General features: G+C 70.9%; 24 protein-coding genes. 12 read left to right on the forward strand and 12 right to left on the reverse strand.

Going from position 1 to position 26810, the window contains the following annotated elements; translation table 11 throughout:
- Nucleotides 1–201: 201 nt before the first annotated feature.
- Both ACZ5VD_RS26695 and ACZ5VD_RS26700 read right to left on the reverse strand, forming a co-directional pair.
- Nucleotides 202–1110 (reverse strand): DUF3558 domain-containing protein, encoded by a 909-nt coding sequence (locus ACZ5VD_RS26695; protein ID WP_468547788.1) that lies wholly within the window; start codon nt 1108–1110, stop codon nt 202–204.
- Between the two features lie 118 nt (nt 1111–1228).
- Nucleotides 1229–2095 carry a DUF3558 domain-containing protein gene (locus tag ACZ5VD_RS26700; RefSeq protein WP_468683560.1) on the reverse strand — a complete coding sequence of 289 codons (867 nt, stop codon included), beginning with the start codon at nt 2093–2095 and terminating at the stop codon, nt 1229–1231.
- Nucleotides 2096–2335: 240 nt separating this feature from the next.
- Here ACZ5VD_RS26700 and ACZ5VD_RS26705 point away from each other — a divergent pair, with 240 nt between their 5' ends.
- Complete coding sequence (locus tag ACZ5VD_RS26705; RefSeq protein WP_468683562.1) at nt 2336–3529, forward strand: RtcB family protein; 1194 nt, start codon at nt 2336–2338, stop codon at nt 3527–3529.
- A gap of 55 nt (nt 3530–3584) precedes the next feature.
- Here the strand turns inward: ACZ5VD_RS26705 and ACZ5VD_RS26710 are convergent, their stop codons facing one another.
- From ACZ5VD_RS26710 to ACZ5VD_RS26720, 3 genes are all read right to left on the reverse strand, one after another.
- A complete protein-coding gene (locus ACZ5VD_RS26710) occupies nt 3585–4838 on the reverse strand; it encodes a tyrosine-protein phosphatase (RefSeq protein WP_468683564.1) in 1254 nt (417 codons plus the stop codon).
- A gap of 80 nt (nt 4839–4918) precedes the next feature.
- A complete protein-coding gene (locus ACZ5VD_RS26715; protein WP_468547784.1) occupies nt 4919–5695 on the reverse strand; it encodes an SDR family NAD(P)-dependent oxidoreductase in 777 nt (258 codons plus the stop codon).
- 157 nt (nt 5696–5852) lie between these two features.
- Nucleotides 5853–6188 (reverse strand): YnfA family protein, encoded by a 336-nt coding sequence (locus tag ACZ5VD_RS26720; protein ID WP_468547783.1) that lies wholly within the window; start codon nt 6186–6188, stop codon nt 5853–5855.
- A 124-nt stretch (nt 6189–6312) separates the two neighbouring features.
- Between ACZ5VD_RS26720 and ACZ5VD_RS26725 the strand changes: the two genes are divergently transcribed.
- Nucleotides 6313–6813, forward strand: coding sequence for a hypothetical protein (locus ACZ5VD_RS26725; RefSeq protein WP_468547782.1), 501 nt, complete (start codon nt 6313–6315; stop codon nt 6811–6813).
- A 96-nt stretch (nt 6814–6909) separates the two neighbouring features.
- Nucleotides 6910–7401 (forward strand): MarR family winged helix-turn-helix transcriptional regulator, encoded by a 492-nt coding sequence (locus ACZ5VD_RS26730; RefSeq protein WP_468683565.1) that lies wholly within the window; start codon nt 6910–6912, stop codon nt 7399–7401.
- Between the two features lie 12 nt (nt 7402–7413).
- Here the strand turns inward: ACZ5VD_RS26730 and ACZ5VD_RS26735 are convergent, their stop codons facing one another.
- Nucleotides 7414–7761 (reverse strand): DoxX family protein, encoded by a 348-nt coding sequence (locus ACZ5VD_RS26735; RefSeq protein ID WP_468547780.1) that lies wholly within the window; start codon nt 7759–7761, stop codon nt 7414–7416.
- Nucleotides 7762–7892: 131 nt separating this feature from the next.
- Nucleotides 7893–8702 carry a DUF6597 domain-containing transcriptional factor gene (locus ACZ5VD_RS26740; protein WP_468683567.1) on the reverse strand — a complete coding sequence of 270 codons (810 nt, stop codon included), beginning with the start codon at nt 8700–8702 and terminating at the stop codon, nt 7893–7895.
- Nucleotides 8703–8831: 129 nt separating this feature from the next.
- Between ACZ5VD_RS26740 and ACZ5VD_RS26745 the strand changes: the two genes are divergently transcribed.
- From ACZ5VD_RS26745 to ACZ5VD_RS26760, 4 genes are all read left to right on the forward strand, one after another.
- Nucleotides 8832–9941: an LLM class flavin-dependent oxidoreductase gene (locus tag ACZ5VD_RS26745; RefSeq protein ID WP_468683568.1), complete on the forward strand. Its 1110-nt coding sequence runs from the start codon at nt 8832–8834 to the stop codon at nt 9939–9941.
- The gene (locus tag ACZ5VD_RS26750) at nt 9938–10552 is read left to right on the forward strand and encodes an FMN reductase (protein ID WP_468683569.1); all 615 of its coding nucleotides are present in this window, start codon (nt 9938–9940) and stop codon (nt 10550–10552) included. The genes ACZ5VD_RS26745 and ACZ5VD_RS26750 overlap by 4 nt, the downstream gene beginning before the upstream one ends.
- 129 nt (nt 10553–10681) lie before the next feature.
- Nucleotides 10682–11392: a response regulator transcription factor gene (locus ACZ5VD_RS26755; protein WP_468547857.1), complete on the forward strand. Its 711-nt coding sequence runs from the start codon at nt 10682–10684 to the stop codon at nt 11390–11392.
- Nucleotides 11393–11395: 3 nt separating this feature from the next.
- Nucleotides 11396–12841 (forward strand): sensor histidine kinase, encoded by a 1446-nt coding sequence (locus ACZ5VD_RS26760; RefSeq protein ID WP_468683571.1) that lies wholly within the window; start codon nt 11396–11398, stop codon nt 12839–12841.
- 49 nt (nt 12842–12890) lie between these two features.
- Here the strand turns inward: ACZ5VD_RS26760 and ACZ5VD_RS26765 are convergent, their stop codons facing one another.
- The 3 genes from ACZ5VD_RS26765 to ACZ5VD_RS26775 all read right to left on the reverse strand — a co-directional run bounded on the left by ACZ5VD_RS26765 (nt 12891) and on the right by ACZ5VD_RS26775 (nt 19412).
- Entirely contained in the window at nt 12891–14267 is a 1377-nt protein-coding gene (locus ACZ5VD_RS26765; protein WP_468683572.1) for a histidine-type phosphatase, read from the reverse strand.
- Between the two features lie 217 nt (nt 14268–14484).
- The gene (locus ACZ5VD_RS26770; RefSeq protein WP_468683573.1) at nt 14485–17415 is read right to left on the reverse strand and encodes a hypothetical protein; all 2931 of its coding nucleotides are present in this window, start codon (nt 17413–17415) and stop codon (nt 14485–14487) included.
- 23 nt (nt 17416–17438) lie between these two features.
- Nucleotides 17439–19412, reverse strand: a complete 1974-nt coding sequence (locus ACZ5VD_RS26775; protein WP_468683574.1) for a hypothetical protein — start codon at nt 19410–19412, stop codon at nt 17439–17441.
- A 431-nt stretch (nt 19413–19843) separates the two neighbouring features.
- Between ACZ5VD_RS26775 and ACZ5VD_RS26780 the strand changes: the two genes are divergently transcribed.
- Complete coding sequence (locus ACZ5VD_RS26780; RefSeq protein WP_468683576.1) at nt 19844–20845, forward strand: caspase family protein; 1002 nt, start codon at nt 19844–19846, stop codon at nt 20843–20845.
- 21 nt (nt 20846–20866) lie between these two features.
- On the opposite strand, the gene ACZ5VD_RS26785 is transcribed toward ACZ5VD_RS26780, so the two are convergent.
- Nucleotides 20867–21343, reverse strand: coding sequence for a hypothetical protein (locus tag ACZ5VD_RS26785; RefSeq protein WP_468547771.1), 477 nt, complete (start codon nt 21341–21343; stop codon nt 20867–20869).
- Nucleotides 21344–21516: 173 nt separating this feature from the next.
- On the reverse strand, nt 21517–21954 hold the full coding sequence (locus ACZ5VD_RS26790; protein ID WP_010986216.1) for a hypothetical protein: 438 nt from the start codon (nt 21952–21954) through the stop codon (nt 21517–21519).
- 747 nt (nt 21955–22701) lie between these two features.
- On the opposite strand from ACZ5VD_RS26790, the gene hemL reads away from it, so the two are divergent.
- From hemL to ACZ5VD_RS26810, 4 genes are all read left to right on the forward strand, one after another.
- Entirely contained in the window at nt 22702–24018 is a 1317-nt protein-coding gene (hemL, locus tag ACZ5VD_RS26795) for a glutamate-1-semialdehyde 2,1-aminomutase (protein ID WP_468547770.1), read from the forward strand.
- Between the two features lie 47 nt (nt 24019–24065).
- Nucleotides 24066–24713, forward strand: a complete 648-nt coding sequence (locus ACZ5VD_RS26800; RefSeq protein WP_468547856.1) for a histidine phosphatase family protein — start codon at nt 24066–24068, stop codon at nt 24711–24713.
- A gap of 111 nt (nt 24714–24824) precedes the next feature.
- Nucleotides 24825–26123, forward strand: a complete 1299-nt coding sequence (locus ACZ5VD_RS26805; protein ID WP_468683578.1) for a polysaccharide deacetylase family protein — start codon at nt 24825–24827, stop codon at nt 26121–26123.
- A 78-nt stretch (nt 26124–26201) separates the two neighbouring features.
- A complete protein-coding gene (locus ACZ5VD_RS26810) occupies nt 26202–26810 on the forward strand; it encodes a TlpA family protein disulfide reductase (protein ID WP_468683579.1) in 609 nt (202 codons plus the stop codon).

Raw genomic sequence — 26810 nt, forward strand, 5'->3', positions numbered from 1 at the left:
AGCTCACGGACCGCCGCGTACGAACCGGCGAAGCCGATCCCGGCGATGACGACCGCACCGGCGACGACCACGCCGATCAGAATCCGGTGCATCCGTGTCAGCTGTAGTGGCGCGGCCACCCGTACTCCCCTCCCGATGCGTGTTGTTGCGCGCAACAGAGTGGCACATGTGTGCGGCGCACGGGTGGCCGGTAGTTGTTCGTCAGCTCTTCTTCGCAGCCGACTTGGTCGCGGACGCCGACGGCGACGCGGACTTGGACGCCGACTTCGACGGAGGCTTCGACGCCGACTCGGACGGGGACGCGCTCGCGCCCGAACCGCTGCCCGCGCCCTCGCCGTTCGCCGACGACACCGACGACACCGCCTCCTTGGCGGCCTTCTCCGCGCGCTTCGTCAGTGTGGCCGCGCTCGGCGTCTTCTCGCCGGCCAGGCCCGCCCCGTTGTAGTCGAGGCTGATGACCACGTTCTCGACGCGCGTGACGACCGTCTGCTGCCTGAAGGAGCCCTCCTTCTTCTTCAGGTCGTACGTCACCGTCGTCGCCGCGTCACCCGTGCCGGTCACCGACTTCGACTTCGCGTTCTTCGCGCCGTCCACCGACTGGGCGTCCTGGAGCTGCTGCTCGTAGTACGCCTGCGCCTGGTCCGCGCCCGAGCCCCGCGAGGTGTCCGATTCGAAGCGGAGCAGCGAGACGTTCAGCCAGCGGAACTGCGAGCCCTTCACACCGTTGTTGTCGAGGCTGCTCCAGGAGCAGCTGCCCCGGGTCGACACATCGTCCGAGGTGCCCTGCTTGCCCGACTTCGAGGCCTTCGGCACCAGTTCGCCCAGGGTCTTCTTCGAGAACACCCCGCACGCCTTGGGGAGCGACTTGTACGCCGCCGCCTGCACCGTCGGCGAGGGGCTCGCGGACGCCGACGCGGAGGTGTCCGCGCTCTTGCCGCCGGTGTCGTCGGAGCCGGAGTCGGAGCCGGAGCCCGAGGAGCAGCCGGCGGCGATCAGCATCACGGGGACTGCGGCCGCACTGACAAGAACGCGGTGGCGGCGCTTCGCCCGCTGGTCTCGCTCGTCACGCTGGTCTACCTGTGCTGGTCGCTGCATGGTTCCTTCACTCATGACGCTTGTGGTTCCTGACGTCGGATCTGGTCCGAGGGGCCACGGTACGCGGTGAGGGAGTTGTGCGGCTTCGATCGGCCCGCTTTGTGCGCGGGCGTGAGAGCGGTGTGAAGGGGCCCTAACCGGCCAGTACGTCGGCCAGCTGAGCCGCCAGTTTCCTGGCCTTGTCCTGCATTTCCTCACTGTCCGGGGTCACGCCGATCGTCGCCGGCTGCTCCTCGTACTCGATCGTCACGATCACGTTGGACGTGCGGAACGCCACAGTCACCGTGCGCTGCTGGGCCGTCGAACCGGAACTGCTCAACGCGTCGTCCAGGAACGCCTCGTCGCCGAGATCGTCGAGGATGCGGGGCTGGAGGTCGGCCGGAGTCGCGGACGTCGAGTCGGAGGGGGAGGCGGTGCCCGGCGAGGAGGAGGACGAGGCCGAGGAGGAGGGGGACAGTGATGCGGAGGCGGCGTCGGTCGGGGTGGCCGTGGGGCTCCCGGTCGGGCTCCCGGTGTCGGTGTCGGACGGGGTGCCGGAGCTGGTCGTCGGCTCGGGGAGGTCGGCCGCCTCCTGCTTCGTCGCGAAGAGCTGCTGCGCCTGGGTGTCGTCGCTCACCGAGTTGTCGTACGAGACCACGCGCTCGAAGGCGATGAGCAGATGGTCGGTGGCGTCCGTGGACTGCACCTTCCAACGGCAGCCGACCTTGCGGTCGGTGTCGAAGGTGCCCGTGGCCTCGCCCGAGTAGGCCTTGTCGCGCTGTTCCTCGTCCGTGAGCTGCCTGATGCCGGGCAGCAGGGAGTCGAGGGTGCTCTGGCCTACCGCCTCGCAGGGTTCCGGGAGGGTGCGGTACTTGCCCGGCTGGGCGGCGGCGGATGTCGTGCCGGCCTCGCCGGGGTTCGAGTCGTCCGTGCTGCCGCCGTTGTCCGAGCTGCCGGTGCAGCCGGCCAGCAGGGCCGCGAGGAGGGCGGCGACGCCGGGTACGTAGGCCTTCCGCTGCACGGTCAGGCTCCTCTCGACGGTGGCTCGGTGCCGTGGGTCCGGGTGTGGCTCGGCGCAGGGCTCCGTGCCGGTCCTTCAGTGTCCCCGCTGGTTAATCGCTTGCCGCACCGGGGCGTGCCCTGCAGACAATGTGTATCGCACGCATGGCCGTGGATGCCGGTCCGTTGTCCCTTACGTCGATCTTGGCGCCGGTTTTGCGTTGCGAGACTTCTGTTGTGATTCCGGGGGAATGAGGACGATATGTCGTACGTGGAAATGCCGGGCGCGAAGGTTCCGATCCGTATGTGGGCCGACCCGGCGACCGTCGAGGAGGGCGCGCTCCAGCAGCTGCGGAACGTGGCGACCCTGCCGTGGATCAAGGGCCTGGCCGTGATGCCGGACGTGCACTACGGAAAGGGCGCGACGGTCGGATCGGTCATCGCGATGCGGGGGGCGGTCTGCCCCGCGGCCGTGGGGGTGGACATCGGGTGCGGGATGTCGGCGGTGAGGACGTCACTGACGGCGAACGATCTTCCCGGGGATCTGTCGCGGCTGCGGTCGAAGATCGAGCAGGCCATTCCGGTGGGACGGGGTATGCACGACTCGGCCGTGGAGCCCGGGCGGTTCCACGGGTTGGCCACCGCGGGGTGGGACGACTTCTGGGGGCGGTTCGACGGGGTGGCGGAGGCGGTCAAGTTCCGTCACAGTCGGGCCGAAAAGCAGATGGGAACGCTTGGATCCGGAAATCATTTCGTAGAAGTGTGCATAAGTGATCAGGGCTCGGTGTGGCTCATGCTCCACTCCGGTTCCCGGAACATCGGCAAGGAACTGGCCGAGCACCACATCGGCGTGGCCCAGAAGCTTCCGTACAACCAGGGGCTGATCGACCGGGACCTCGCGGTCTTCGTCGCGGACACCCCGCAGATGGCGGCCTACCAGAACGACCTCTACTGGGCTCAGGAGTACGCCAAGTACAACCGGTCGATCATGATGGCCCTCTTCAAGGACGTGATCCGCAAGGAGTTCAAGAAGGCCGGGGTGAGCTTCGAGCCCGAGGTGAGCTGCCACCACAACTATGTGAGCCGCGAGCGCTACGAGGGCATGGACCTGCTCGTCACGCGCAAGGGGGCGATCAGCGCCAGGGCCGGCGAGTACGGGATCATCCCCGGCTCGATGGGCACCGGTTCGTACATCGTGAAGGGTCTCGGCAACGAGAAGTCCTTCAACTCGGCCTCGCACGGCGCGGGTCGGCGCATGAGCCGCAACGCGGCGAAGCGCCGGTTCTCGACGAAGGACCTGGAGGAGCAGACGCGGGGCGTGGAGTGCCGTAAGGACTCCGGTGTCGTGGACGAGATCCCGAGCGCCTACAAGCCGATCGAGCAGGTCATCGATCAGCAGCGAGACCTCGTGGAGGTCGTGGCGAAGCTGAAGCAGGTCGTCTGCGTGAAGGGTTAGACAGGGCGAGAAAGAGGGGGGCGGCGCGGGTGCGCCGCCCCCCTCTCGGGTTCCGTCACCGCAGTCGTTTCTCCAGCAGTGTCACCGCGTACGGGCTGCCCGTTCCGCCCCCCTTGGCCTGCTCTCCGACGACCGTGTAGCCGGCCGACTCGTAGTAGGTGCGGAGGTGGGCGTTGGAGGAGAGGCAGTCGAGGCGGGCGTAGGGGCGGCCGGTGGTGGCGATGCGGGATTCCGCCTCGGCCAGCATGCGGCGGCCGGTGCCCGGTGGGGAGGTGTGCGGGGTGGTCATCAGGCGGTGGATGTAGCCCGCGTCCGGCGGTCGGGGGCCCCAGGCCGACGGGTCGTCCCACCAGAGTTCCCAGGCGCCTGTCAGATGGGCGCCGGCGTAGGTCAGCCAGACCTCGCCCTCCGCCATGCGGGTGCGGAAGTGGGTCTCGTCCTTCTCGCCGGGCAGCCACTGGGTGATTCCGCGGGCCAGTTGCCACAGGGCGGCCGTGTCGCGGAGGCGGACCAGGAGGCCCGCTTCGTCCGGGGTGGCCTTGCGGTAGGTCAACTCCGGTTGGACGGACGGGGGTTGCTCCAGGAACTTGCCGCGGAGGGTGTCGGTGAGGATGTCCGGGTTCAGGCCCAGGGCCTCGGAGACATAGGACTCGACCGAGCCGTGGCGGGACCTGAGGGCGGTCAGGAACAGGCGCATCGCCGGCGCGGGAGCCCTGCCGAAGGCCGGCCAGGTCGGGACCCGGCCGTCGTTGCGCGCGGTCCAGTCGGCCAGCAGGGCCGGGGCCGCGAGTTCGGTGAGGCTGAAGTCCTCGACGATCGTGGCGTCCGGGACTCCCAGCAACCCGAGGACCAGGGCGGCCAGTTGGCCCGTACGGTCCTTGCCCGACGCGCAGTGGAAGACCAGCGGCGCGTCCGCTTCCGCGATCAGCTCCAGCGCCCTGCGGATCTCCTTCGTACCGTCCTGCGCCACCTCCAGGTACCGCTCGGCCAGATAGGGGCCGGGATCGATGTCCGGGGTCAACGCCGGCTGGTCGTAGGGGCGGTGCTCGATGCTGAGGTTGTGGTACGCGAGGGACGGGTGCTCCGGGACACGGCCCTGGCCGTCGGCCTCCCACGGGTGGCGGAGGTCGATGACCGTACGGATGCCCAGGGACAGGAAGCGGTCCCAGTCGGATGTGCCGGGACTCAGCTTCCCGAGGGAGTCGGCGCGGTAGAGCCGGCCCGGGCGGACGCGGAGTCCGTCCGGCGTCGGGTAGCCGCCCAGGTCGCGGAAGTTGTGCAGCCGGGAGAACGGTAGGTGTCTGTCCACGGGGTGGGACCTTACGGGGACGGGGACGGGCCCTTACGGGGCGCCCCTGTTCGGCTCCTCGTCCGCCGGGCCGCCCGGCATCACAGGTCGCGGTGGACCTTGGTGTTCGAGGCCTGGGCGCGGGGGCGGACGACCAGGAGGTCGATGTTGACGTGGCTGGGGCGGGTGACCGTCCAGGCGATGGTGTCGGCCACGTCGTCGGCCGTCAGTGGTTCGGCCACACCCTCGTAGACCTTCTCCGCCTTCGCCTGGTCGCCGGCGAAGCGGGTCAGGGCGAACTCGTCCGTCTTCACCATGCCGGGGGCGATCTCGATGACGCGGATCGGGCGGCCGACGATCTCCAGACGGAGGGTCTCGGCGAGGACGTGGGCGCCGTGCTTGGCGGCGACATAGCCCGCGCCGCCCTCGTACGTGCCGTGGCCGGCGGTCGAGGAGACGACGACGATCGTGCCGTCGCCGCTCGCGTCCAGCCGGGGGAGCAGGGCCTGGGTGAGGTTGAGGGTGCCGATGACGTTCGTCTCGTACATCGTGCGCCAGTCGGCGGGGTCGCCGGTGGCCACCGGGTCGGCGCCGAGGGCTCCGCCGGCGTTGTTGACCAGCACGCCGATCGCCTTGAAGGCCGAGGCGAACTCGTCCACCGCGGCGCGGTCGGTGACGTCGAGGGTGTATGCGGTGGCCTGGTGGCCGGCCGCGTTGAGCTCCTCCGCCAGCGCCTCGATGCGGTCCTTGCGGCGGGCGGTCAGGACGACGCGGTAGCCGGCCTCGGCGAGGCGGCGTGCCGTGGCGGCGCCGATTCCGCTGCTCGCACCGGTGACGACGGCGATGCGGGAGGCGGCGGAGGGGGCGGCGGTGGGCATGAGGGCTCCTCGGACGTACGCGGGGCTGACTTCCGTCAGGATAGGCGGCCTTGCCGGGCGGGGGTCGGGTGCGTGGGCCGGGTACGGGTGTGGCGGGTGGGGTGCGGGTGCGTGTGGGGGCCGGTCGGGCGGTTCTCCGGCGCCCGGTGGTCGCCGTTCAGTCGCTCCGGGGCGCGTACATGATCAGTGCCATGCCGGCGAGGCAGACCAGCGCGCCCGTGACGTCCCAGCGGTCCGGGCGGTAGCCGTCCGCGGCCATGCCCCAGAGCAGGGAACCGGCGACGAAGACACCGCCGTACGCGGCGAGGATGCGGCCGAAGTTCGCGTCGGGCTGGAGAGTGGCGACGAAGCCGTACGCGCCCAGGGCCAGCACCCCCGCGCCGATCCACAGATACCCGCGGTGTTCGCGCACGCCCTGCCAGACGAGCCAGGCGCCGCCGATCTCGAAGAGCGCGGCGACGACGAAGAGGGCGGCGGAGCGGAGAACGAGCATGCGCGTCAGCCTTTCACGCGGGCCCGGAGGGGCGGGTGTCACCTGATGGGCTGCGCCTGGGGTGGGCCGTGCGTGGGATACATCCCGTACGACCACGGCTGACGGCTGACTGAGGAGTGGTGGCATGCGGAAGCGGGTTCTGCGGGGGCGCGCGGTGTGGGGTGCCGTGGCGCTGACGGTGGTGACGGCGGCGGCGGTGGGCGGGGTGACACCGGGAGTCGCCGTCGCCCACGACGGGGTGCCGGAGGCCGACCTCGCCTATCACGGGTCCGCGGCCATGGCCTCCGGCATGGTCGACGTGCGGCTCACACCGCGCAACCACGGGCCGTCCGCCGTGCCGGACGCGACGGTGCGGCTGCGCTGGTCCAAGCCGCTGGAGCTTCGGCAGACGCTGCCGGACGGGTGTGCCCGGTCCGGGCCGCGGGTGGTGCTGTGCCGGGTCGGGGCACTGGCCGCGGACGGGCTGGGGGAACGGGTCGAGCTGGGGGTGCGGCTGCGCGGCGAGCCGTCGGAGGTGCTGCTGGAGATCGACACGATGTGGAACGGCGGGGTGGTGGACCGCGACCGGAGCAACGACCGGCAGCGGGTGCTCGTCCTGGACACGGGGGACGAGTACTACTTCTGAGTGCTGAGTGCTGAGTGCTGAGCGGGTGTCGGGGGGTGCGGCGTACGATCTCTGCGCGGCGCAGCGGCGCAGCGGCGTGGCGGAGAGGTGGACGGGATGGCGGGCGGCGGGGCGGCGGCGGGTGGGGCGCGTGGGCGGCTGCTGGAGGAGTTGACGACCGTCTCGCGCCGTTACATGGCCGCGTACGCCCTGTTCAACCAGGCGGTCGCCGACCACCTCGGGCTGCACCCCACCGACCTGCAGTGTCTGAACCTGCTCTCGCTGGAGGGCGGTCCGGTGACGACCGGCCGGGTCGCCGAGCTGACCGGGCTGACGACCGGGTCGGCGACCCGCCTGGTGGACCGTCTGGAGCGGTCGGGGTACGTCGTGCGGAAGCGGGACGTGGCCGACCGGCGCCGGGTGCTGGTGGCGACGGTGCCGGAGCGGATCGTCGAGTTCGGGCGGGTGTGGGAGCGGCTGGGCGGCGGCTGGTACGACCTCTTCGACGACCTGGACGACTCCCGACTCGCCCTGATCGTCGACCACATGAGGCGTACGACGGAGTTCGGCGCGGCGCAGATCGCGCGGCTGCGGGCGGGCGAGGTGTGAGGGTCCGCTGTCTCAGGCCAGCGCGCCCAGGGTCATCGCGGCGATCACCGGGGCGGCGTACACCAGGGGGAACGGGATGTGGGAGTACCAGCGGGCCCGGGCGACGGTGACGGCCGCGCCGGTGAAGTACAGGACCAGGCCGGTCCCGGCGGCGATGCCGAGGACCGGTACGAAGAGGCCGGCCAGCAGTCCCGCCGCCCCGGCGACCTTCGCCGTCCCGAGCCAGGGCCACCAGGTCTGCGGCACCCGGTAGTCCGTCAGGGCCCGCACGATCCACTGGGCCCGGGTGAGGACGACGAATCCGGAGTACCCGGCCATGGCGGCGGCCAGCAGGGTGACGACGATGTGGGCGACGGACATGGTGTGCTCCTCGGTGATGCGGGATCGGACCCGGGTGGTGATCGATCTCGGGTTCACCGGGTTGACGCGCGGCGCGGCGGGAGTGTGACAGGGCGGCCGAGTTTTTTTCCGGGAAGTTTTTCGGGGTGCGGTCAGCGCGCGGCCTGGGTGCGGGCGTACGCCGTCGGCGGCACCCCCACCGTCGCCGTGAAGTCCCGGACCAGGTGGGCCTGGTCGGCGTAGCCGAGGTCGGCGGCCAGGGCTGCCCAGTCCAGGTCCTCCTCCGTCTCCGCGCGCTCCAGGGCTTCGTGGATGCGGTGGCGGAGGATCACCCACTTCGGGCCGACGCCGACGTACGCGGCGAACAGCCGCTGGAGCAGCCGTACGGACATGTCCTCGGCGTGGGCGAAGTCGGCGACGCGGCGGATCGTGCGGTCGGTGCGGACGCGGTCGACCAGGGCCGTCGCGAGGTCGGCCTGCGGGTCGGGGCGGGGGTCCAGGGCGAGGAGGAAGGTGTCCAGGGCGGCGATGCGGGCCCGCTCGTCGTCCGGGGCGAGGATCGTCGCCGGGTCGGTGCCGGGGAGGACCTCGGGGGAGCGGACCCGGCGGCCCGTCCACTCCGTCACCGGGTGTTCCGGCGTGAAGGGGCGGAAGCCGCCCGGCCGGAACTTGACGCCGCACACCCGGCCCCGGCCCCCCAGTTTCTGGGTGAAGAGGCCCGGTTGTACGCCCGCCACCTCGACGAAGGGGTCCTGGCCCTCGAACCGCTGGAAGACGATGTTGACCGAGGGGTGCGGGACCACCTGGGAGACGTACGGCTCGGAGAGGTCCCAGTCGATCAGCCAGTACTGCTCGACATACCGGCGCAGCGGCTCGGCGGGCTCGACACGGCGGAAGTCCACGTGCGTGAAGAGCTCCGCGGCGTCGACGATGCCTCGGGTGTCGCGGCGTACGGGGGCCATACCGAAAGCGTAGGACGGGGTACTGACAGGGGCGCTCGGGCAGGGCGCCCGGACAGGGGAATACCTGCGGCGGTAGGGTCGTTCCCGAGGTATAGTTGAACGGTCAACAACTTTGGAGGGTGAGCGACCATGCAGTTCGGGATCTTCAGCGTCGGCGACGTCACGCCGGACCCGACCACGGGGCGTACGCCGACCGAGCGCGAGCGCATCAAGGCCATGGTCGCCATCGCGCTGAAGGCCGAGGAGGTCGGGCTCGACGTCTTCGCGACCGGGGAGCACCACAACCCGCCGTTCGTGCCGTCGTCCCCGACGACCATGCTCGGCTATGTGGCGGCGCGGACGGAGAAGCTGATCCTCTCCACCTCCACCACGCTCATCACCACCAACGACCCCGTGAAGATCGCCGAGGACTTCGCGATGCTCCAGCATCTCGCGGACGGCCGGGTCGACCTGATGATGGGGCGCGGCAACACCGGCCCGGTGTACCCGTGGTTCGGCCAGGACATCCGGCAGGGCATCAACCTCGCCGTCGAGAACTACGCCCTCCTGCACCGGCTGTGGCGCGAGGACGTCGTCGACTGGGAGGGCAAGTTCCGTACGCCGCTGCAGTCGTTCACCTCCACGCCCCGCCCGCTGGACGGCGTACCGCCCTTCGTCTGGCACGGCTCCATCCGCTCGCCGGAGATCGCCGAGCAGGCCGCGTACTACGGCGACGGCTTCTTCCACAACAACATCTTCTGGCCGGCCGACCACACCAAGCGGATGGTCGAGCTCTACCGCAGCCGGTACGCCCACTACGGGCACGGCACCCCGGAGCAGGCGATCGTCGGGCTCGGCGGCCAGGTCTTCATGCGGCGGAACTCGCAGGACGCGGTGCGGGAGTTCCGGCCGTACTTCGACGAGGCGCCGGTCTACGGACACGGGCCGTCGCTGGAGGACTTCACCGACCAGACCCCGCTGACCGTCGGCTCCCCGGAGCAGGTCGTCGAGAAGACCCTCGCCTTCCGCGACTACGCCGGCGACTACCAGCGCCAGCTGTTCCTGCTCGACCACGCCGGACTGCCGCTGAAGACCGTCCTCGAACAGCTCGACCTGCTCGGCGAGGAGGTCGTGCCGGTGCTGCGCAAGGAGTTCGCCGCGCGGCGTCCGGCCGGGGTGCCGGAGGCGCCCACCCACCAGTCCCTGCTCGCGGCCTCCTCGAAGGACGCGAACGCCTCGAAGGGAGTGACGTCCGAATGAAGCTCGTCGTCGTCTCGGCCGGACTGAGCGTTCCGTCGTCCACGCGGCTGCTGGCCGACCGGCTGGCCGCCGCCGTGGGCCGGCAGAGCCCGGTCGACCTCCAGGTCGTCGAGCTGCGCGACCTCGCCGTGGAGATCGCCCACCACCTCACCAACGGGTTCCCGGGGAAGAAGCTGGCCGCCGCGCTCGACGCGGTGACCGGCGCGGACGGGCTGATCGTCGTCACGCCGGTGTTCTCGGCGTCGTACAGCGGGCTGTTCAAGTCGTTCTTCGACGTGATCGACAAGGACGCGCTGGCGGGCAGGCCGGTGCTGATCGCGGCCACCGGCGGTACGGCCCGGCACTCGCTCGTGCTGGACCACGCGCTGCGTCCGCTCTTCGCCCACCTGAGGGCCGTCGTCGTCCCGACCGGGGTGTACGCGGCCTCCGAGGACTGGGGTGCCGAGGGGCTGGACGGGCGGATCGAGCGGGCGGCCGGGGAACTGGTGGCGCTGATGACCGGGCTGACGGGGCTGACGGGCGGAGCGTCGGCCGGGGGTGTCCCGAAGCGGGCCGACGGGTTCGACGCGGTGGTGCCCTTCGAGGAGCGGCTCGCGGCGCTGCGGGTGTGACCGGACCGCCTCCGGAGGGGCCGGGCAGTCGGCTGTGACGGTGAGATCCCAGTAAGAAGGGTGACCGCATGACCGCTCGCCCGGCCCAACCGCCGGAGGCCTTGGCACACTGAGGGCGTGCCCCGAACTGTGCTGCTCGCCGAAGACGACCGCGCCATCCGTCATGCGCTGGAGCGCGCCCTGACCCTGGAGGGCTACTCCGTCACCGCGGTCGCCGACGGCGTCGAGGCGCTGGCGCAGGCCCACAAGAGTCCGCCGGACGTGCTGGTCCTGGACGTGATGATGCCCGGGATCGACGGACTGCAGGTCTGCCGGGTGCTGCGCGCCGAGGGCGACAGCACGCCGATCCTGATGCTCACGGCGCTCGTGGAGACCCAGGACCGGATCGCCGGCCTGGACGCGGGCGCCGACGACTACGTGGTGAAGCCCTTCGACGTCGAGGAGGTCTTCGCCCGGCTGCGCGCGCTGCTGCGCCGCACCGGGCCGGTCGCCGCGCTGTCCGGCGCGCCGAAGCCGCAGCCGGTGCCGGAGGTCTCCGAGGGGCGCGTCGAGGCGGCCGGGCTGCGGATGGACGTACAGGCGCGGAGGGCCTGGCGCGGCGGGCGCGAGCTGGAGCTGACCCGCACCGAGTTCGAGCTGCTGGAACTGCTGGTCCGCAACGCGGGCATCGTCCTCGACCACTCCACCATCTACGACCGGATCTGGGGCTACGACTTCGGGCCGGGCTCCAAGAACCTCGCCGTGTACGTCGGCTATCTGCGCCGCAAGCTCGACGAGCCGGGGGCACCCCTGCTGATCCACACGGTCCGCGGTGTGGGTTACGTGCTGCGGGAGGACTGAGCGGTGGGCCGCCTCCGGCGGCTGCTGGTGCGACGCAGACCCCGGCTCCTGTCGCTGCGGACCACCTTCGCCGTGTCCTTCGCGGCCGTCACCGCCGCCGTCACCCTGCTGGTGGGCGTGTTCTCCTACAGTGCCGCCGCCCGGCTGGTCCGGGTCGACCAGGAGTCCGTGTTCGACCAGGTCGTGCAGGATCTGCGCGACGAGGTGCGCACGCACCGGATGACCCCCGACGACTTCTCCTCCGCCGAGCCCGGCCACGACCTGGTCCGGCCCGCCCGCACCGACGTCCAGGTGCTCGTGCCGGACGGCACCGTCGCCGACCCCGGCCGGCCGGGGCTGCCGGTCACCGCCGGCGACCGGCGGATCGCCGCCGACCCGGTGGCCGGGACGATGATCGAGCACAAGGACGTCGACGTCGGCGACGACGTCTACCGCATCGCGACCGTCGCACTCGGAGGTGAGGGCGGCGACGGGAAGGACGACGCCAAGAGCGGTCGGGGTGCCGTCCAGGTCGCGCAGGAGTTCAGCGACACCGAGGACCTGCTGCGGGCCCTGCAACAGCGGACGCTGATCCTCATGGCCGCGGTGGTCGTCGCGGCCGGCCTGTTCGGCTGGTGGCTGGCCCGCCGCATCACCCGCCGGCTGGTGATCCTCACCTCCGCCGCCGAGGACGTCGCCCGCACCCGCCGCCTCGGCATCCAGGTACCCGTCGCCGGCTACGACGAGGTCGGCCGGCTCGGCCGCGCCTTCGACCGTATGCTCGGCCGGCTCGCCCAGTCCGAGGAGGACCAGCGCCGGCTGGTCCAGGACGCGGGCCACGAGCTGCGCACACCGCTCACCTCGCTCCGTACGAACATCTCCCTGCTGCGCCGCATCGACGAACTGCCCCCGGCCACCCGGGACGAGCTGGTCGCCGACCTCGGCCAGGAGGCCCGTGAACTCACCGACCTCGTCAACGAACTGGTCGACCTCGCGGCCGGGCAGTCCGACACCGAGCCGCCCCAGCGGGTCGACCTCGCCGACATCGCCGAGGACGTCGCCGGGCTGGCCCGTCGCCGTACCGGACGGCCGGTCCTGGTCCGGGCGAGCGGCGACACCACGACCGACGGCCGCCCGGCGATGCTGCAGCGCGCGTTCTCCAACCTCGTCGAGAACGCGGCCAAGTTCGACCGCGAGGGCACCGCGCCCATCGAGATCAGGGTCAGCGGCCCGGCCCGGCCCGGCACCGTCCGGGTCGAGGTCCTCGACCGGGGGCCCGGTATCGCCGGCCCCGACCTGATCCGGGTCTTCGACCGCTTCTACCGCGCCGCCGACGCCCGCTCCCTGCCCGGCTCGGGCCTCGGCCTGTCCATCGTGCGGGAGGTGGCGCTCGCGCACGGGGGAGCCCCGTTCGCCGAGCGGCGGGCGGGAGGCGGGGCGGTGATCGGGTTCACGGTCGGCGGGGCGTGAGGCGGGGGATGCCGGACAGGGGGGCGTCGGACGGGACGTCGGACGGGGACTACGACGTCGTACGCCCGAAGCAGCGCTCCAGCTCGTTCAGGTCGTAGAACGTGCTGCCCTTGGCGATCGGCCGGCAGCCCGCCCGGAACGCCGTCTCCTTCTCGTTGTAGAGCATCCGCACCAGGTAGGTGTGGCCCTTGCGGAAGACGTCCCACTGGATGTTCGACCCGAGCGAGGCCACGGACGCGCCCCGCCAGGGGTTGTCGGCGTAGGTGTAGGGGTGCTGGGCGGTGGCGCCCTTCGTGCTGCCGGGCAGGCTCATCAGCGCGGCCAGCGGGATGATCTCCTCGGCGTGCGTGAACCGGAGTTCGGCGCCCAGGTCGCTGGTGCCGTCGCGCTTGGCCTCGGCCTTCTCGAAGAAGTCGTCGAGCAGCACGCCGGCCATCTTGTAGGTGATGTCGCTGTCGGCGAAGCCCGGCCCCTTCTCGTAGAAGTCCTCGGCGTCGCTGAGATACCCGAACCAGTCGGCGTCGCGCCGCGCGATGAACCTCTCCAGGCCCCAGCCCCTGCCGCCCGGGCTCTCCTCGCTCATGGCGGGCGCGATGGCGTACAGGTGGTAGACGGCTTCGGCGGCGGCTACCCGGTCGTCCGCGGAGAGCCCGTCGACGAAGCCGGTCCTGAACAGCTTCCTCAGTACGTTGTCGGCGGCGCGGTGGGTGGCCGGCTGGTCGGTGATGCTCTTCAGCGTGCTCGCCAGCCGCTGGTCGTTCGCGAGGTAGTCGCGGTACGCGGCGCCGCCGTCGGCCTTGTGGAAGTAGAGGAGGTCCTTGTCGGTGCGGGCCGTCCCGATGAGCGGCTTCAGCGCCGGGTCGGTGCCGGCGAGGGCGGCGGCGAAGAGGTTCCCGCTGTCGACGGCCCGCCCCTGCCCGGAGCTGACGACGTCGATGGGCTCCTTGTCCGCGGCGATCCGGTCGAACAGCCCCGGCAGCCGCTTCTCCATCCGGACGGCCGTCTGCTGGATCTCCCGCTTCCCGCGCGCGCTGAGCTCGCCGTACCCGACGCTGCTCATGGCATCGAGCAGTGCCCGCACCTTGGGCTTCAACTGCCTGCCCTTGGCGGTGAGTTCACCCTCGCCGGCGGCCTTGGTCAGCAGCGCGAGGACCAGGTCCCCGTCGGAGCTGTCGGTGGCGGCACGGGAGCCGTGCCGGGAGACGTTCTCGGTGAGGACGGGGGTGAAGCCGGTGGGCGGCCGCTGGTAGGCGCGGGCGTTCCGGCCGGGGGTGTACGTGGCCTTCGTGCCGTAGCTCGTGCTGTCCGAGGGGGCGGCGACGGAGGTGACGGGGGAGGTGGCGGTGGTGGCCTGGGCGGGCAGGGCCGCGGAGACGAGGAGCGCGGCGAGGCCGAGGGTGGCCAGGGCGGGCGGAACACGGTTCATGACGCGCATGCTGTGTGGGGGACGTGAACTCCCGGTGGCCGTGGGACGGCGGCCGGCCTGCGGGGAGGACCGGCTACGGTCAAGTCGGGACATCGGCGTCCGATCCTCCCCACGCACCACCTCCCACCGGTGAGTCGTGTCCTTCGGCCGGGCCGCCGGGAGACCGACCCGTTCTTCGGGGCCGGCTACGGCCCGTGAAGGGCTCGGGCCGCCTCGGTCAGTGGAGCCGGGTGACCCGGCCGGACTCGTAGGTCACGACGACGGCCCCGTCGCGTTGGACCAGCAGGGCGAGGAACGCGGCGTCGGGCAGGGGGATCCGCCGCAGGGTTCCGTCGGGCCGCAGCACGGTCACCCGTTCCATGCCCTGCACGGCGAGCCACGCTCCGTTGCCCGAGACGCGGGCGTGCTGGTCGCTCAGCAGCAGCCCTCTCCCGGCGTCCGCGTCGCCGGTCGGCGTCACGGCCGCCTGGAGGACATGGTCCAACACCGAGCGCACCCACACCTGTTCGCCCCGGGTGATCAGTTGGAGCGGGCCTTCGGGGACGCTCAGGCGGGCCACCGGACGCAGGTCGTCGGCGGCCAGTTCGACCACCTGGTTCCGTCGGGCGAGGCTGACGAAGAGGCGCCCGTCGGCTTCGGTGATGCCGTACGGGGCACCCGCGAGGGACCGCCTGGCCACCCGTCGGCCGTCCTTCACCGCGAGGGCGTCGACCCTGCCGACGGCAGGGGACACCACCACGACCCGGTCGTCGGCCAGCGCGAGGGCGCGCGCACCGGCGCCCGCGGACTTCGTCCACAGGGTGTGTCCGGTCCGCAGATCGACCCGGCCGACGTCACCCGACCGCACGGACAGGTAGTACGCGGCGGTTCCTCGGACGACGACCTCGTCCATGTACGCGTCGACGCGCGCGACCGTGTGACCGGTGCTCCGGCCGAAGTCCAACCGGGACAGGGAGTGGCCGTCGACCACCGCGTAGTCGGTGTCCGAGGTCTCGTCCTGGGCGATGCCCGTCACCGGGGCGTTGTACCGCACGGTGTCCGAGTCGTTGTCGCGGGACGTGCCGAACGCCAGCGCGAGGACCACGGGAATGACGCCCGCGGCCACCCAGGGCCACACCTGCCACCACCGGCGCCACCACGGGCGGAACATGGGTGCCTTGCCCGGCGCGTGGATCAGGACCGGGGGAGCCGGCCGCGTCGCGCGGGGGTTCCGCTGCCCGCTTTCGCTGCCGGCTCGCCGCGCGAAGGTGGCGTAGGCGCGTACCGCTTCGCGGACGTCGGCCGACGACGCGGGCTCCATGGCGGTCACGGCCAGCGCGGCGATCTCGACGGCGGCCTCGTAACCGACGTCGTTCGGGGCTCGTGCGGCGATGATCACCGGAGAGCCGGAGGGGAAGGTGACGGCCAGGACCTCGGTGCCGGGGCGGGCCCGGTCCAGTACGCCCCACTCGATGCCCAGCGTCTGGCCGAGTGCCGCCAGCCGCAGACGCTGTTCGCGGCGGCCGGTGGGAGGCAGGAGGAAGATGGCCCGTCCCAGGGCGCCGGCTGCCCTGATCTGGCGGATCTCCCACTGCAGGGACTCCGAGCGGCCCACCGTCACACAGATGAGCTGCGATCGGGCGATCAGTGCGCGCACCCCGTCCTGCCAGTCGTCCATCGAGAAACTGCGCCGTGCCGCTCCCAGTGGCGGCGGCAGTCTCTCCCCCACCTGGCTCAGCGCCTCGACCGGACCGTGCACGGCCAGGGCGGAGGCCGCGACTTCCTCGAAGCGTTCGAAGCGACGCATGCAGAGCCGCTCGACCACCGACGCGCGGTCCAGGCGGCGAGCCCGAAGGGTGCGGCGGTCGTCGGCGAAGGAGCGCAGCATGAGGGTCGGGGGGCGCTGGTCCCGCTCGACCTGCTGCCGCAGGTACCGCATCCCCAGCCGCCTCACCAGCATGAAGGGCACCAGCGCGAGGAGCACGACCACGACGCCCAACACCCTGATGAGGCCCCCGAGTCCGGTGGCCACGTAGTCCGACGAACCCGGGCTGATGCCCATCGCCTGGAGATCCGACCCCAACACCACCAGGAGCACTCCACCGCCGGCGATCAGTGCGGTGCAGAGTGAGCCGAGGGCGGCCAGGATCCGCCCGCGTCCCCGGAACACGGCCGGTCGCCACCGGTCGGCACGACGTCTGCGGAACAGCCACTCGACGACCAGGACACCCACCACGGCGGCGAGGGCGACGGCGACCGTGGCCCAGACGCCCAGATAGAGCATCTCGGTGAGGCGAACGGTCCAGGCGTACACGCAGAACCGGACCAGGACCGCCGCCGTACCGACGGCCAGCCGCATGCTCACGAGCCGGTCCACTCGGAAGACCCCGTCCCGACGGGGGAGAGTCCCGAACGATCGAAGGCGACGCCAGCTGGCGGGATCGCGCAGGAGGGCCAGCAGCCCGAGGAACAGGGGGAGTCCGATGGCCGCGCTCATCGCTTCCGCGTTGAGCGCCGTGCGGGTGTCGGTGTCGCGCCAGTTCGCCGCCGGGAGGTCGGGCAGCACCGGCACCCGGGGTTCCTGCAGTCGGACCAGATCCCTGAGCATCCCCTCGGTGACCTTGGGCGCTTCGGCACGGCTGGACCGGACGAGAACGACCACCGCCGTCCGCCCCCGCACCACAGACGCACAGGCGGTGGAGTAGTCGGCGTCACGGATGAGGAATCCCGCCTCGTCGGCCCCCGCCACCCGCAGGTCCGTTTCCGGGGAACAGGACTGCGTCGCCTGTGTCCGGGCGAAGGCGGCCCGACGCATTTCCAGCGCTCTGAGCAGCACGGTTTCCCTGGCGTCGGCGGACTCCCAGGTGCGTTGCCAGGCCCCCGCGACCGTCAGACGCCGCAAGTCGGCCCTCAGTCGGCCGGTGCCGACGAACAGGCCGGTGTCCGGAGGGCCGTCCTGCAGGGGGAGCCAGAAGCTCCCCCCGGTCGAGGGCAGGTCGGAGGTGGCGAGGAGTTTCCGCTCGACGACGGGGGTGGAGTAGGGCGGAACGACCGGCTTCACCGGCGGTGGGACGACCTCGCGGTGCCAGAGGACGGCCATGGCCATGAGGACGAGCGCGAGGACGGACAGTGCTCTCCACGCGGCCCAACGCACCCGATACGACCGCATGACGCGACCCCCGTCTTCCGATGTCAGTGGTTGCCGGCGGTGAGAGCGTCGCGGGCCTCGCCCCAGGCCATCGCGAAGGTGAACTCCGTACGCCTGCGGGCTCCCCAGGCGCGCCACTCGGTGCCCCCGGTGTTGAGCAGGACCAGCGCACCGCTCACGTCGTTCCGGTGCGCACGCAGTCCCTCGAAGCGCGACCGGCTGCCGGTTCGGGGGCCGCCGAGCGTGAGGGTGGCGTCGATGAACGCGTGCCAGCGGGCGCACAGTTCACGCCGAGGCAGTGGCGCGAGGACCAGAGCGACGGGGATCGACGGGTGCCGGTCCAGGATCTCCAGCTCCTGCAGCAGGCCCTCGTTGATGGCCTCCGGGGTGGCGCCCACCACGACGAGCCGGGAGGCGAGCGCCTTGGCCTCGATCTCCGCCTGCCAGTTCTCGCCCAGCTTCATGCGGGCCGCGCCGATGTCGGACCTGCTCCTGTTGTCCGCGGGATGGGAAGCGGCGATGACCGGCCCCAGCGCCCAGACATGTCGGACCGTGATCTCCTCGAAGGGCTGCCGCCAGGCGAAACTGGCACGTTCCAGCACGCTCGTCCGCGCGATGGCGCTCGACGGCATCGTGGCCGAGTCGTCGGTGAAGCTGCGCAGATAGAGCACGGGCGGCTCGGCGCTCTCCTGCTGGGCGGCTTCGGCGTCCCTCAACGCGTAGGAACGCCCCCGCCTGCGCACCAGCACTCCACCGAGCATCAGAAGGGCCGACATCACGATGACCGCGCCGCCCGCGCCGAGGCCGACGACCGCCAGGACGAGGTAGACCATCAGATGCCCGAGGGACTGCACCTGGAGGTATCGGGCGCTGGGCAGACCGCCGTCGATCAGGGGGGAGGCCCCGAGGCCGGAGAGTTGGGCGACGTAGAAGAGGAAGAAGAGGGCGAGGCCGGCCGCGTAGAGCAGGAGGCTCGCCAGACCACAGGCCCGCACCCACCACGCGTGCCTGCCGCGTACGTCCCAGCGACCGCGCACGGGGCGCGGCTGCCACGCCCGCCTCAACAGGCGGCTGCGGCCGGGAAGCAGCCAGCCCCCGACGAAGGCGATGGCCAGCATGACCACCGGGTCGACGGTCAGGTTCCGGGTGGCGACGAGCAGGAACAGCACGAAGAAGCCGAACACGCGGAACACCGCCCGAACGCGGACCAGGACGGCCAGCTTGAGGGCATCGCGGGACACGTCCCGCCACGCGGGGTCCCCACGCCGGACGCGGTAACGACGCCAGACGTGCCGGGTGCGGATCATCCGCCAGGGCAGGATGTAGACGAGATAGCTCACGGCGGGCACCGTGAGCAGGACCACCGTCCCCTTGGTGTACTCCGGTTGGTTCAGTTCGGCCCGCTCGCCGGGGACAAGTCCGGTCTGCCGCGCGGCCATTGCGGTGACCCGCTCGGACAAGGCGCCGAGGCGGCCTCCGGCCGGCGTCCGCAAGGACACCCGCACCGCTCGGTTGCCCTGGGCGAACAGCGCCGTACGACTGCGCGCACCGCTGACGTAGCGCACCTCGGGAGTGAGCCAGACGCCGGGCAGGGAGCGCAGGTTCGTCGGGCCGGCGAAGAAGTCGGGGTCGAACATGTCGAACCACACGAGTGTGTCCGCGTCCCTGGCGTCCGGGCAGCGCCACACCACGGCCTGCGCTTCCTCGCCGCTCCGCGAACGCCAGGTGCGCTGCCGGCTCTCGCACACGCTCATCAGCCACTTCGTCTCCGTCTCCCCCTCCCAGGGCCCTTCGGACACCAGCCGCTGCGAAGGGCCCAGCCCGGGGTCCCCGATCAGCAGCGAGGAGAGGGCCGGAGTGGCGTCACCGGTCGCGGTGCCCGGGCGCTCGGCGGGCGTCGCGGCCCGGGCACCGGGCGGAGCGGTGACACCGGCCAGGAGGAACAGGAACAGGAGACACAGCAGCGGGGGCAGGGGCGTCCTGCCGTGAGGGCGACCTGTCGTGGCTCTGGTGTGCACGGTCCGCCTCTGCGCCTCGTCGTCACGGGACCGGGGCGTGAGCCGCTGCGCACTCCCTCGTGAGGAATGACGCTAGGTCGGCGTGGTGGTGAAGCAGGGGGAACGACCGGAACAGGCCCGTCTCCCCGGAAGAAGTACGTACGTCTGACGACGTGGGGCCAGACGCCGGGACGAGTTCCGCCGGAAACGTACGGGCGCTGACCCGGCGACGCGTGAGCGCGCGGTGCGGGAGAGGCCGGAGTGGCGAGGAGAGGCGACGGCAGGCGGCAGGGAGTGGAAAGCGCGAACAGATCTTGGGGAAAGGGAAACGCATCCGAGGCCCCGGCTCTAGAGTGTGATCCCGAAGATCCTCTTCTTGGGGTTTTTGGGGTTACGGGAGATCATGAGGGCCCCCGGCGCTTTCCCCGGATGCTGGGAGAAGGTAAGAATGCATGAAGCGAGCCATTCTTGTCGGCATCGACCACTATCCGTCGGGCGGTTCGCTGGAAGGATGCGTCGCCGACGCGACAGCCCTGGACGACTTACTCTCCTTCCACGCCGACGGCAGCCCGAATTGGCGCACCCAGCTGAGAACCGGTGCGGTTGACGGCCCCGCCGTCACACGCGACAGCCTCCGACGGGCCCTCACCCACCTCTTCGCCAACTCGCGTGACACCGAATTACTGTTCTACTTCGCCGGTCACGGAGCGCAGACGGTCTGGGGAGCCGATCTGGTCACCCAGGACGCCACGGCACACAACCTGGGCGTATCCATGAACGACCTGATCACTCTGGCCAACGATTCCCCGGCGCGCAGTGTGACGCTCATCCTCGACTGCTGTTTCAGCGGTGATCTGGGAAACGCGCCGGGATACCAGGCGGCGGGTGTCGCGGAAAGTTTCCGCCTCAATAAAAGCACTCTGCGGGAGAACGTCACCATACTCGCGGCAAGCCGCGGCACGGAGTCCTCCAAGGAATCGGATGGGCACGGAGCCTTCACTCGTATTCTCCTCGAAGGGCTTGAGGGCGGTGCTACGGATCACCTGGGAAAAGTGACCGCTCTCAGCCTCTACGGGTACATCAGTCCGGCCTTCGACGCGTGGCAGCAGCGTCCTGTCCTCAAGACGAATCTGACCGACTCCGTCGTCATGCGATTCGGCCCGCCCTGGCTCGACGCCGACCTGCTGAGGAAACTGCCGAACCACTTCCCGACCGCGGACAGCCGGGTGCGGCTCACCCCGGCACACGAAGGCGAGGGCCGGCCGCTGCCGCCCGGCGTGACCGGCACACCCGAACAGCAGCAGTTCGACTATCTGGGGCGGCTGCGAAACGCCAACCTGGTCACCACGGACGGCCGACGCGATCACTACTGGGTCGCCCTGGAGAGCGGCGAGGTCTATCTGACCAGCATGGGCCGCTACTTCTGGAAGCTGGCTCACCGGAGGGTGCTGTGAGACGCGTCCGCGGCACCGGGATCAGTCTCTGCGTACCCCCGGTGGCCAGATGACGTGCACGGTGCGATCGAGCGTCCGCGCGTGGGCCACCGCGTCGGCGGTGCCGCCCAGGCCGCGAGACGGCTGCCCGTCCCACACCGCGATCAGCACCTCGCAGTGGCGTGCGACCCATCGGCCCGCCGCGTCATACGCTTCCTCGCCCGGCGCCGGATACGGCAGACGTGTCACCTCCGCCGCCTGGTCGAGGAGCGAGAGATAGGCGCTCCGGCCGGACTCCGGGAACGTGCCCTCGTAGCCGCTCGCCGGGACGATCACATGGAGGGACCCGGCCGCCGAGAGCACCTCCCGTGCGAAGAGCTGGTCCGCGCCTTCGGCGAGGCTGCTGTAGCCGATCAGCGGTGCCGCGGCTCCGGCGAGGAGTTCACGGATCCTCTCCGTGGCGTAGGAGACCGCCGCCCTGGGCAGGCCCTGATGCCCGGTGATCCCGATGCGCGTCATACACGGTCCTCCTCGACGAACTGCCGGTGCCGTTCGCCGAGTCGGGCGGGCACGCGGCTCGTGGTCCGTCGGCGACGAGTGACATGTGCCCCGGCCGTCCGGAGCCCTCTCCCACCACACGACGAAGGCGGGACTCGGAAGTCCCGCCAGGGCGAATCTCGTGAGATCTCAGATCACGGCCACACCAGACAGTACGGCTGGTGTCCGGCCTCGTGCAGTCGATGGCTGAAGTCCTGCCACTCGTGCAGGAGTTGGTACACGTTGAACGCGTCCCGCGGTCCGCCCCGGTCCGGGACCGTCGACCAGATGAAGGCCGCCGCGCCGACCGCTTCCTCACCGATGCCACGGAGGGGGTCGACGACGGTCATGGGGAGCTTGACGACCGCGTAGTCGGGGTGGAGGACGACGAGTTCGAGCGGGGGGACCTTGCTGAGGGGGACGCCCTCGATGCCGGTGAGGACCATGGCGGCCATGGTCTCCGGCTTGATCTTGGTGAACATGCCGTTCATCCCGAGCTCGTCGCCGCCGAGTTCTTCGGGACGCATCGAGATCGGGACGCGGGCTGCGGTCGCGCCGTCGGGCGCGCCGAAGTACTTGTACGTCACCCCCACCCGACCACCATTCCGGCTCCCAGCCCTCAACCGATCGATCCGACGTTCGATACGTCGATCGTCCGTCTCCGACTCACTCGGCACGCCCTGAGTCTGACGTGCCTCGGCGGCTGCTTCCTCCGCGTCGCGCCGGTGTTTACCCCGCCGGGCACGTCGAGGACCCAGGTCGTCAGTCCCCTCGCCCAGCCCGCCACCGCGATGCATATCTCCACCCGACTGCTTTTCTAGGACGCGTGGCCCCCGCCGCGCAACCCGATCATCGTGTCAGTGACCTCCCCCACGGCCGCCCGCCGAAACGTGCGTGGAAACACCTGTCCGCAGGATCTGCGCAGCCTCTGGAGAAGGCTCCCCACGCCGTGGTCCCCGTGAGCTGTGTGTATCAGGTGCCAGTCTCGCAGATTACGGGGGCGTGGAGACTGGTTGCCGGGTCAGTAGCCGCGAAGGCGCTCGTCCGGAGGCCGATCACGGGCCGATCACGGGCCGAACGGCGGCCGACGGAAGGCCGAGTGGCGGTCGATCGGTGGCCGAGCGGCGGTCGGTTCGGCAGCGGGCCGACGGCTGTCCGGTCCGGTTGTCCGGTCGGGCCGCCGGTCCGGCCGGCCGGGGCCCGTCAGCAGGCGTTCGGCAGCCGCTTCGCTCTCGTCCAGTGGTGGCCCGCTGTCGTCCGTGGCCCTTGGCCTACCCTGAGAAGGTCACTGGCAAAGCCGGAGTCCGAGCAGTCGGAGAAGGTCGGAGAAGTCGCAGGACATGAGCGAATTGCCTTATTCATACGATGCGCCTGTCTCGCAGGCCCTGTTCGACCGTGCGACCGCCGTCACGCCCGGCGGCGTGAACTCCCCGGTGCGCGCCTTCCGCGCGGTGGGCGGAACACCCCGGTTCATGGTGTCCGGCAGCGGCCCGTACCTCACGGACGCGGACGGGCGGGAGTACGTCGACCTGGTCTGTTCCTGGGGGCCCATGATCCTCGGGCACTCCCGTCCCGAGGTGATCGCCGCCGTGCAGGACGCGGTCTCCCGCGGCACCTCCTTCGGCACGCCCGGTGAGGGCGAGGTCGCGCTCGCCGAGGAGATCGTGGCCCGGGTCGAGCCCGTCGACCAGGTGCGGCTGGTGTCCAGCGGGACCGAGGCCACGATGTCGGCCATCCGGCTCGCCCGCGGGTTCACGCGCCGCACCAAGGTGATCAAGTTCGCCGGGTGTTACCACGGTCACGTCGACTCGCTGCTCGCCGCGGCGGGCAGCGGTGTGGCGACCTTCGCGCTGCCGGACACCCCCGGTGTCACCGGCGCCCAGGCCGCCGACACCATCGTCCTCCCCTACAACGACCTCGACGCCGTGCGCGCCGCCTTCGACGCCCACCCCGGCGAGATCGCCTGCGTGATCACCGAGGCGTCGCCGGGCAACATGGGCGTCGTGCCGCCGCTGCCCGGTTTCAACCAGGGGCTGAAGGACGTGTGCGCGAGCAACGGCGCGCTCTACATCTCCGACGAGGTCATGACCGGGTTCCGGACCAGCCGGAGCGGTTGGTACGGCATCGACGGCGTCCGGCCCGACCTGATGACCTTCGGCAAGGTCATGGGGGGCGGGTTCCCGGCCGCCGCCTTCGGGGGGCGCGCCGACGTCATGGGGCACCTCGCGCCCGTCGGGCCCGTCTACCAGGCCGGCACCCTCTCCGGTAACCCGATCGCCACCGCCGCCGGTCTCGCCCAGCTGCGGCTGCTCGACGAGGCGGCGTACGTCACGGTCGACGCCGTGTCCGAGCGGCTCCAGGCGCTGGTCTCCGAGGCCCTCGCCAAGGAAGGCGTCGCGCACACCGTGCAGAACGCCTCCAACATGTTCTCCGTCTTCTTCACGGACCGGCCGGTGCGGAACTACGAGGACGCCAAGGCGCAGGAGTCGTACCGCTTCACCGCCTTCTTCCAGTCGATGCTGGCGAACGGCGTCTATCTGCCGCCGTCGTCCTTCGAGTCCTGGTTCGTGTCCACGGCCCACGACGAGCGGGCCCTCCAGCGGATCGCCGACGCCCTTCCGGCGGCGGCCCGAGCGGCTGCGGAGGCCACCGCGTGAGCACCCCCGAGAACCCCCGGCAGAACGACATCACCGTCGTCCACGTCATGCGGCACGGCGAGGTCGCCAACCCGGACGGTGTCCTCTACGGCCGTCTCGGCGGCTACCACCTCTCCGACCTGGGCCGGCGGATGGCCGACCGGGTCGCCGAGCACCTCGCCCCCCGTGATGTGACGCATGTCGTCGCCTCCCCGCTGGAGCGGGCGCAGGAGACGGCGACGCCGATCGCCAAGGCGCACGGTCTGGACCTCGCCACCGACGAGCGGCTCATCGAGGCCGAGAACGTCTTCCAGGGGAAGACCTTCGGCGTCGGCGACGGGGCGCTCAAGAAGCCCGAGAACTGGAAGCACCTCGTCAATCCGTTCCGGCCGTCGTGGGGCGAGCCCTACGTCGACCAGGTGGTCCGGATGATGGGGGCGCTGGACGCGGCGAAGGACCGGGCGCGGGGGCACGAGGCCGTGGTCGTCAGTCACCAGCTGCCGATCTGGATCGTGCGGTCGTACGTCGAGAAGCGGCGGCTGTGGCACGACCCGCGCAAGCGGCAGTGCACCCTCGCCTCCCTGACGACGTTCACGTACCAGGGCGACAGGATCGTCTCCGTCGGCTATGCGGAGCCGGCCCGTGATCTCGTCCCGGCCCATCTCCTCGCCGGCGCCAAGCCGGTGAAGGGGAAGGACAAGGCCTTCGGGGCGTAGCCCCCGTCCGGTTTGCCGCTGTTACCGAATCCGGAACTCCCGAAGGAACCTCCCCGTTCGTCACCACCTCTGACTGGGTGACCACCAGAGAACGTGATGAACGGGGATGCGATGCGCACGCTCGACCGACGGGGAGCACTCGGACTCGGCCTGGGTGCCGCGGTCGCCGCAGGACTGGCGGGGTGCGGCACTCTCACCTCGTCGGACGGGCCGAGCCATGCCGGGGGTTCCGGCAAGGGCGGGTCCGGATCCGGGTCCGGCACCGGCACTCCGAAGCCCACCGCGCGCCCCCTCGGCGACGGGTCGACCTCCTTCACCGGCAGGCAGCCCCACCAGCCCGCCAAGCCCGAGCCGTTGGAGCCGGGGCAGACCCCGCCGCAGTTCGTGATCTTCTCCTGGGACGGGGCGGGCGAGGTCGGCAACGGCCTCTTCCCGCGCTTCCTGGACCTCGCCAAGGAGCACGAGGCGGGCATGACCTTCTTCCTCTCCGGGCTGTATCTGCTGCCCGAGTCGAAGAAGCGCCTCTACGACCCGCCGAACAATCCGCGTGGCGCCTCCGACATCGGCTACCTCACCGACGAGCACGTCAAGGCGACCCTGACGAACGTCCGGCGGGCGTGGCTCGAAGGACACGAGATAGGCACCCACTTCAACGGCCACTTCTGCGGCGGCACCGGCACCGTCGGCAACTGGACGCCCCGGCAGTGGCGCAGCGAGATCGACCAGGCGAAGTCCTTCGTCAAGGAGTGGCGGACCAACACCGGGTGGACCGAGCTGCCCGCGCTGCCCTTCGACTACGACAAGGAACTCGTCGGCGGGCGCACCCCCTGTCTGCTCGGCCAGGGCAATCTGCTGCCGACCGCCCGCGAACTCGGCTGGCGCTACGACGCCTCCTCGCCCGGCGGCCGTCAGGTCTGGCCGCAGAAGCGGCAGGGCATCTGGGATCTGCCGTTGCAGGGGATACCTTTCCCCGGCCGCCAGTTCGAGGTTCTCTCGATGGACTACAACATGCTCGCCAACCAGTCCATCAACTCCACCAACGCACCCGCCTCCAACTACCCGGCCTGGCGTGAGCAGGCCGCCGGTGCCTACATAGCGGGATTCAAGCGGGCATACGAGACGAACCGCGCCCCCTTCTTTGTCGGCAACCACTTCGAGCAGTGGAACGGCGGCATCTACATGGACGCCGTGGAGCGGGCCTTCAAGCACATCGCGAAGGAGAAGGAGAAGGGCGAGGACGTCCGTATGGTCTCCTTCCGGCAGTACGTCGACTGGATGGACGTACAGAAGCCGGAGGTGCTCGCCAAGCTGCGGACGCTCGATGTCGGCCAGCAGCCGGCGGGCGGCTGGAAGGAGTTCCTCAAGGACACGGCCTCGCCCTCCTCGACGGACTCCGCGAACGCAGCCTGAAAGCCTGCCTGATATGCGGGTTTCCGCCCGCAAGGGGGGTGCGCAAGATCCCCGGAACGGACATGCGAAACTTTTCACATGAGTGCCGCCGGCCGTAGCCGCTCCCGTTCCCGCGCCATCCTGCTCACCACAGGTGCCGTGGCCGCCGCGCTGCTCCTGTCCGCGTGCGGTTCGGGCGGCACCTCGGGCGGCGGCGGTGACACCAACTTCGTCATGGGCAAGGACGGCATCTCCACCGTCAAGGCGGGAGAGCGCGCCGCGGCCCCCGACCTGTCCGGCAAGACCGTCGACGGCAAACAGCTCGACGTCGCCGAATACCGGGGCAAGATCGTCGTCCTGAACGTGTGGGGCTCCTGGTGCGCCCCGTGCCGTGCCGAGGCGCCGGGCTTCCAGAAGGTCTCCCAGGACCTCAAGGCCGACGGCGTGGCGTTCGTCGGCATCAACACCCGCGACGCCAACACCGGCAAGGCCCTCGCCTTCGAGAAGAACCAGGGCGTCACCTACCCGAGCCTGTACGACCCCACGGGCAGGCTGATGCTCCGCTTCGAGAAGGGCACGCTCAACCCGCAGGCCATCCCCTCCACGCTCGTCATCGACCGGGACGGCAAGATCGCCGCCCGCTCGCTGGCCGCGCTCAGCGAGGAGAAGCTGCGCAAGATGATCAATCCGGTCCTCGCGGAGAAGTGA

Source organism: Streptomyces sp. NPDC032822 (assembly GCF_055578825.1).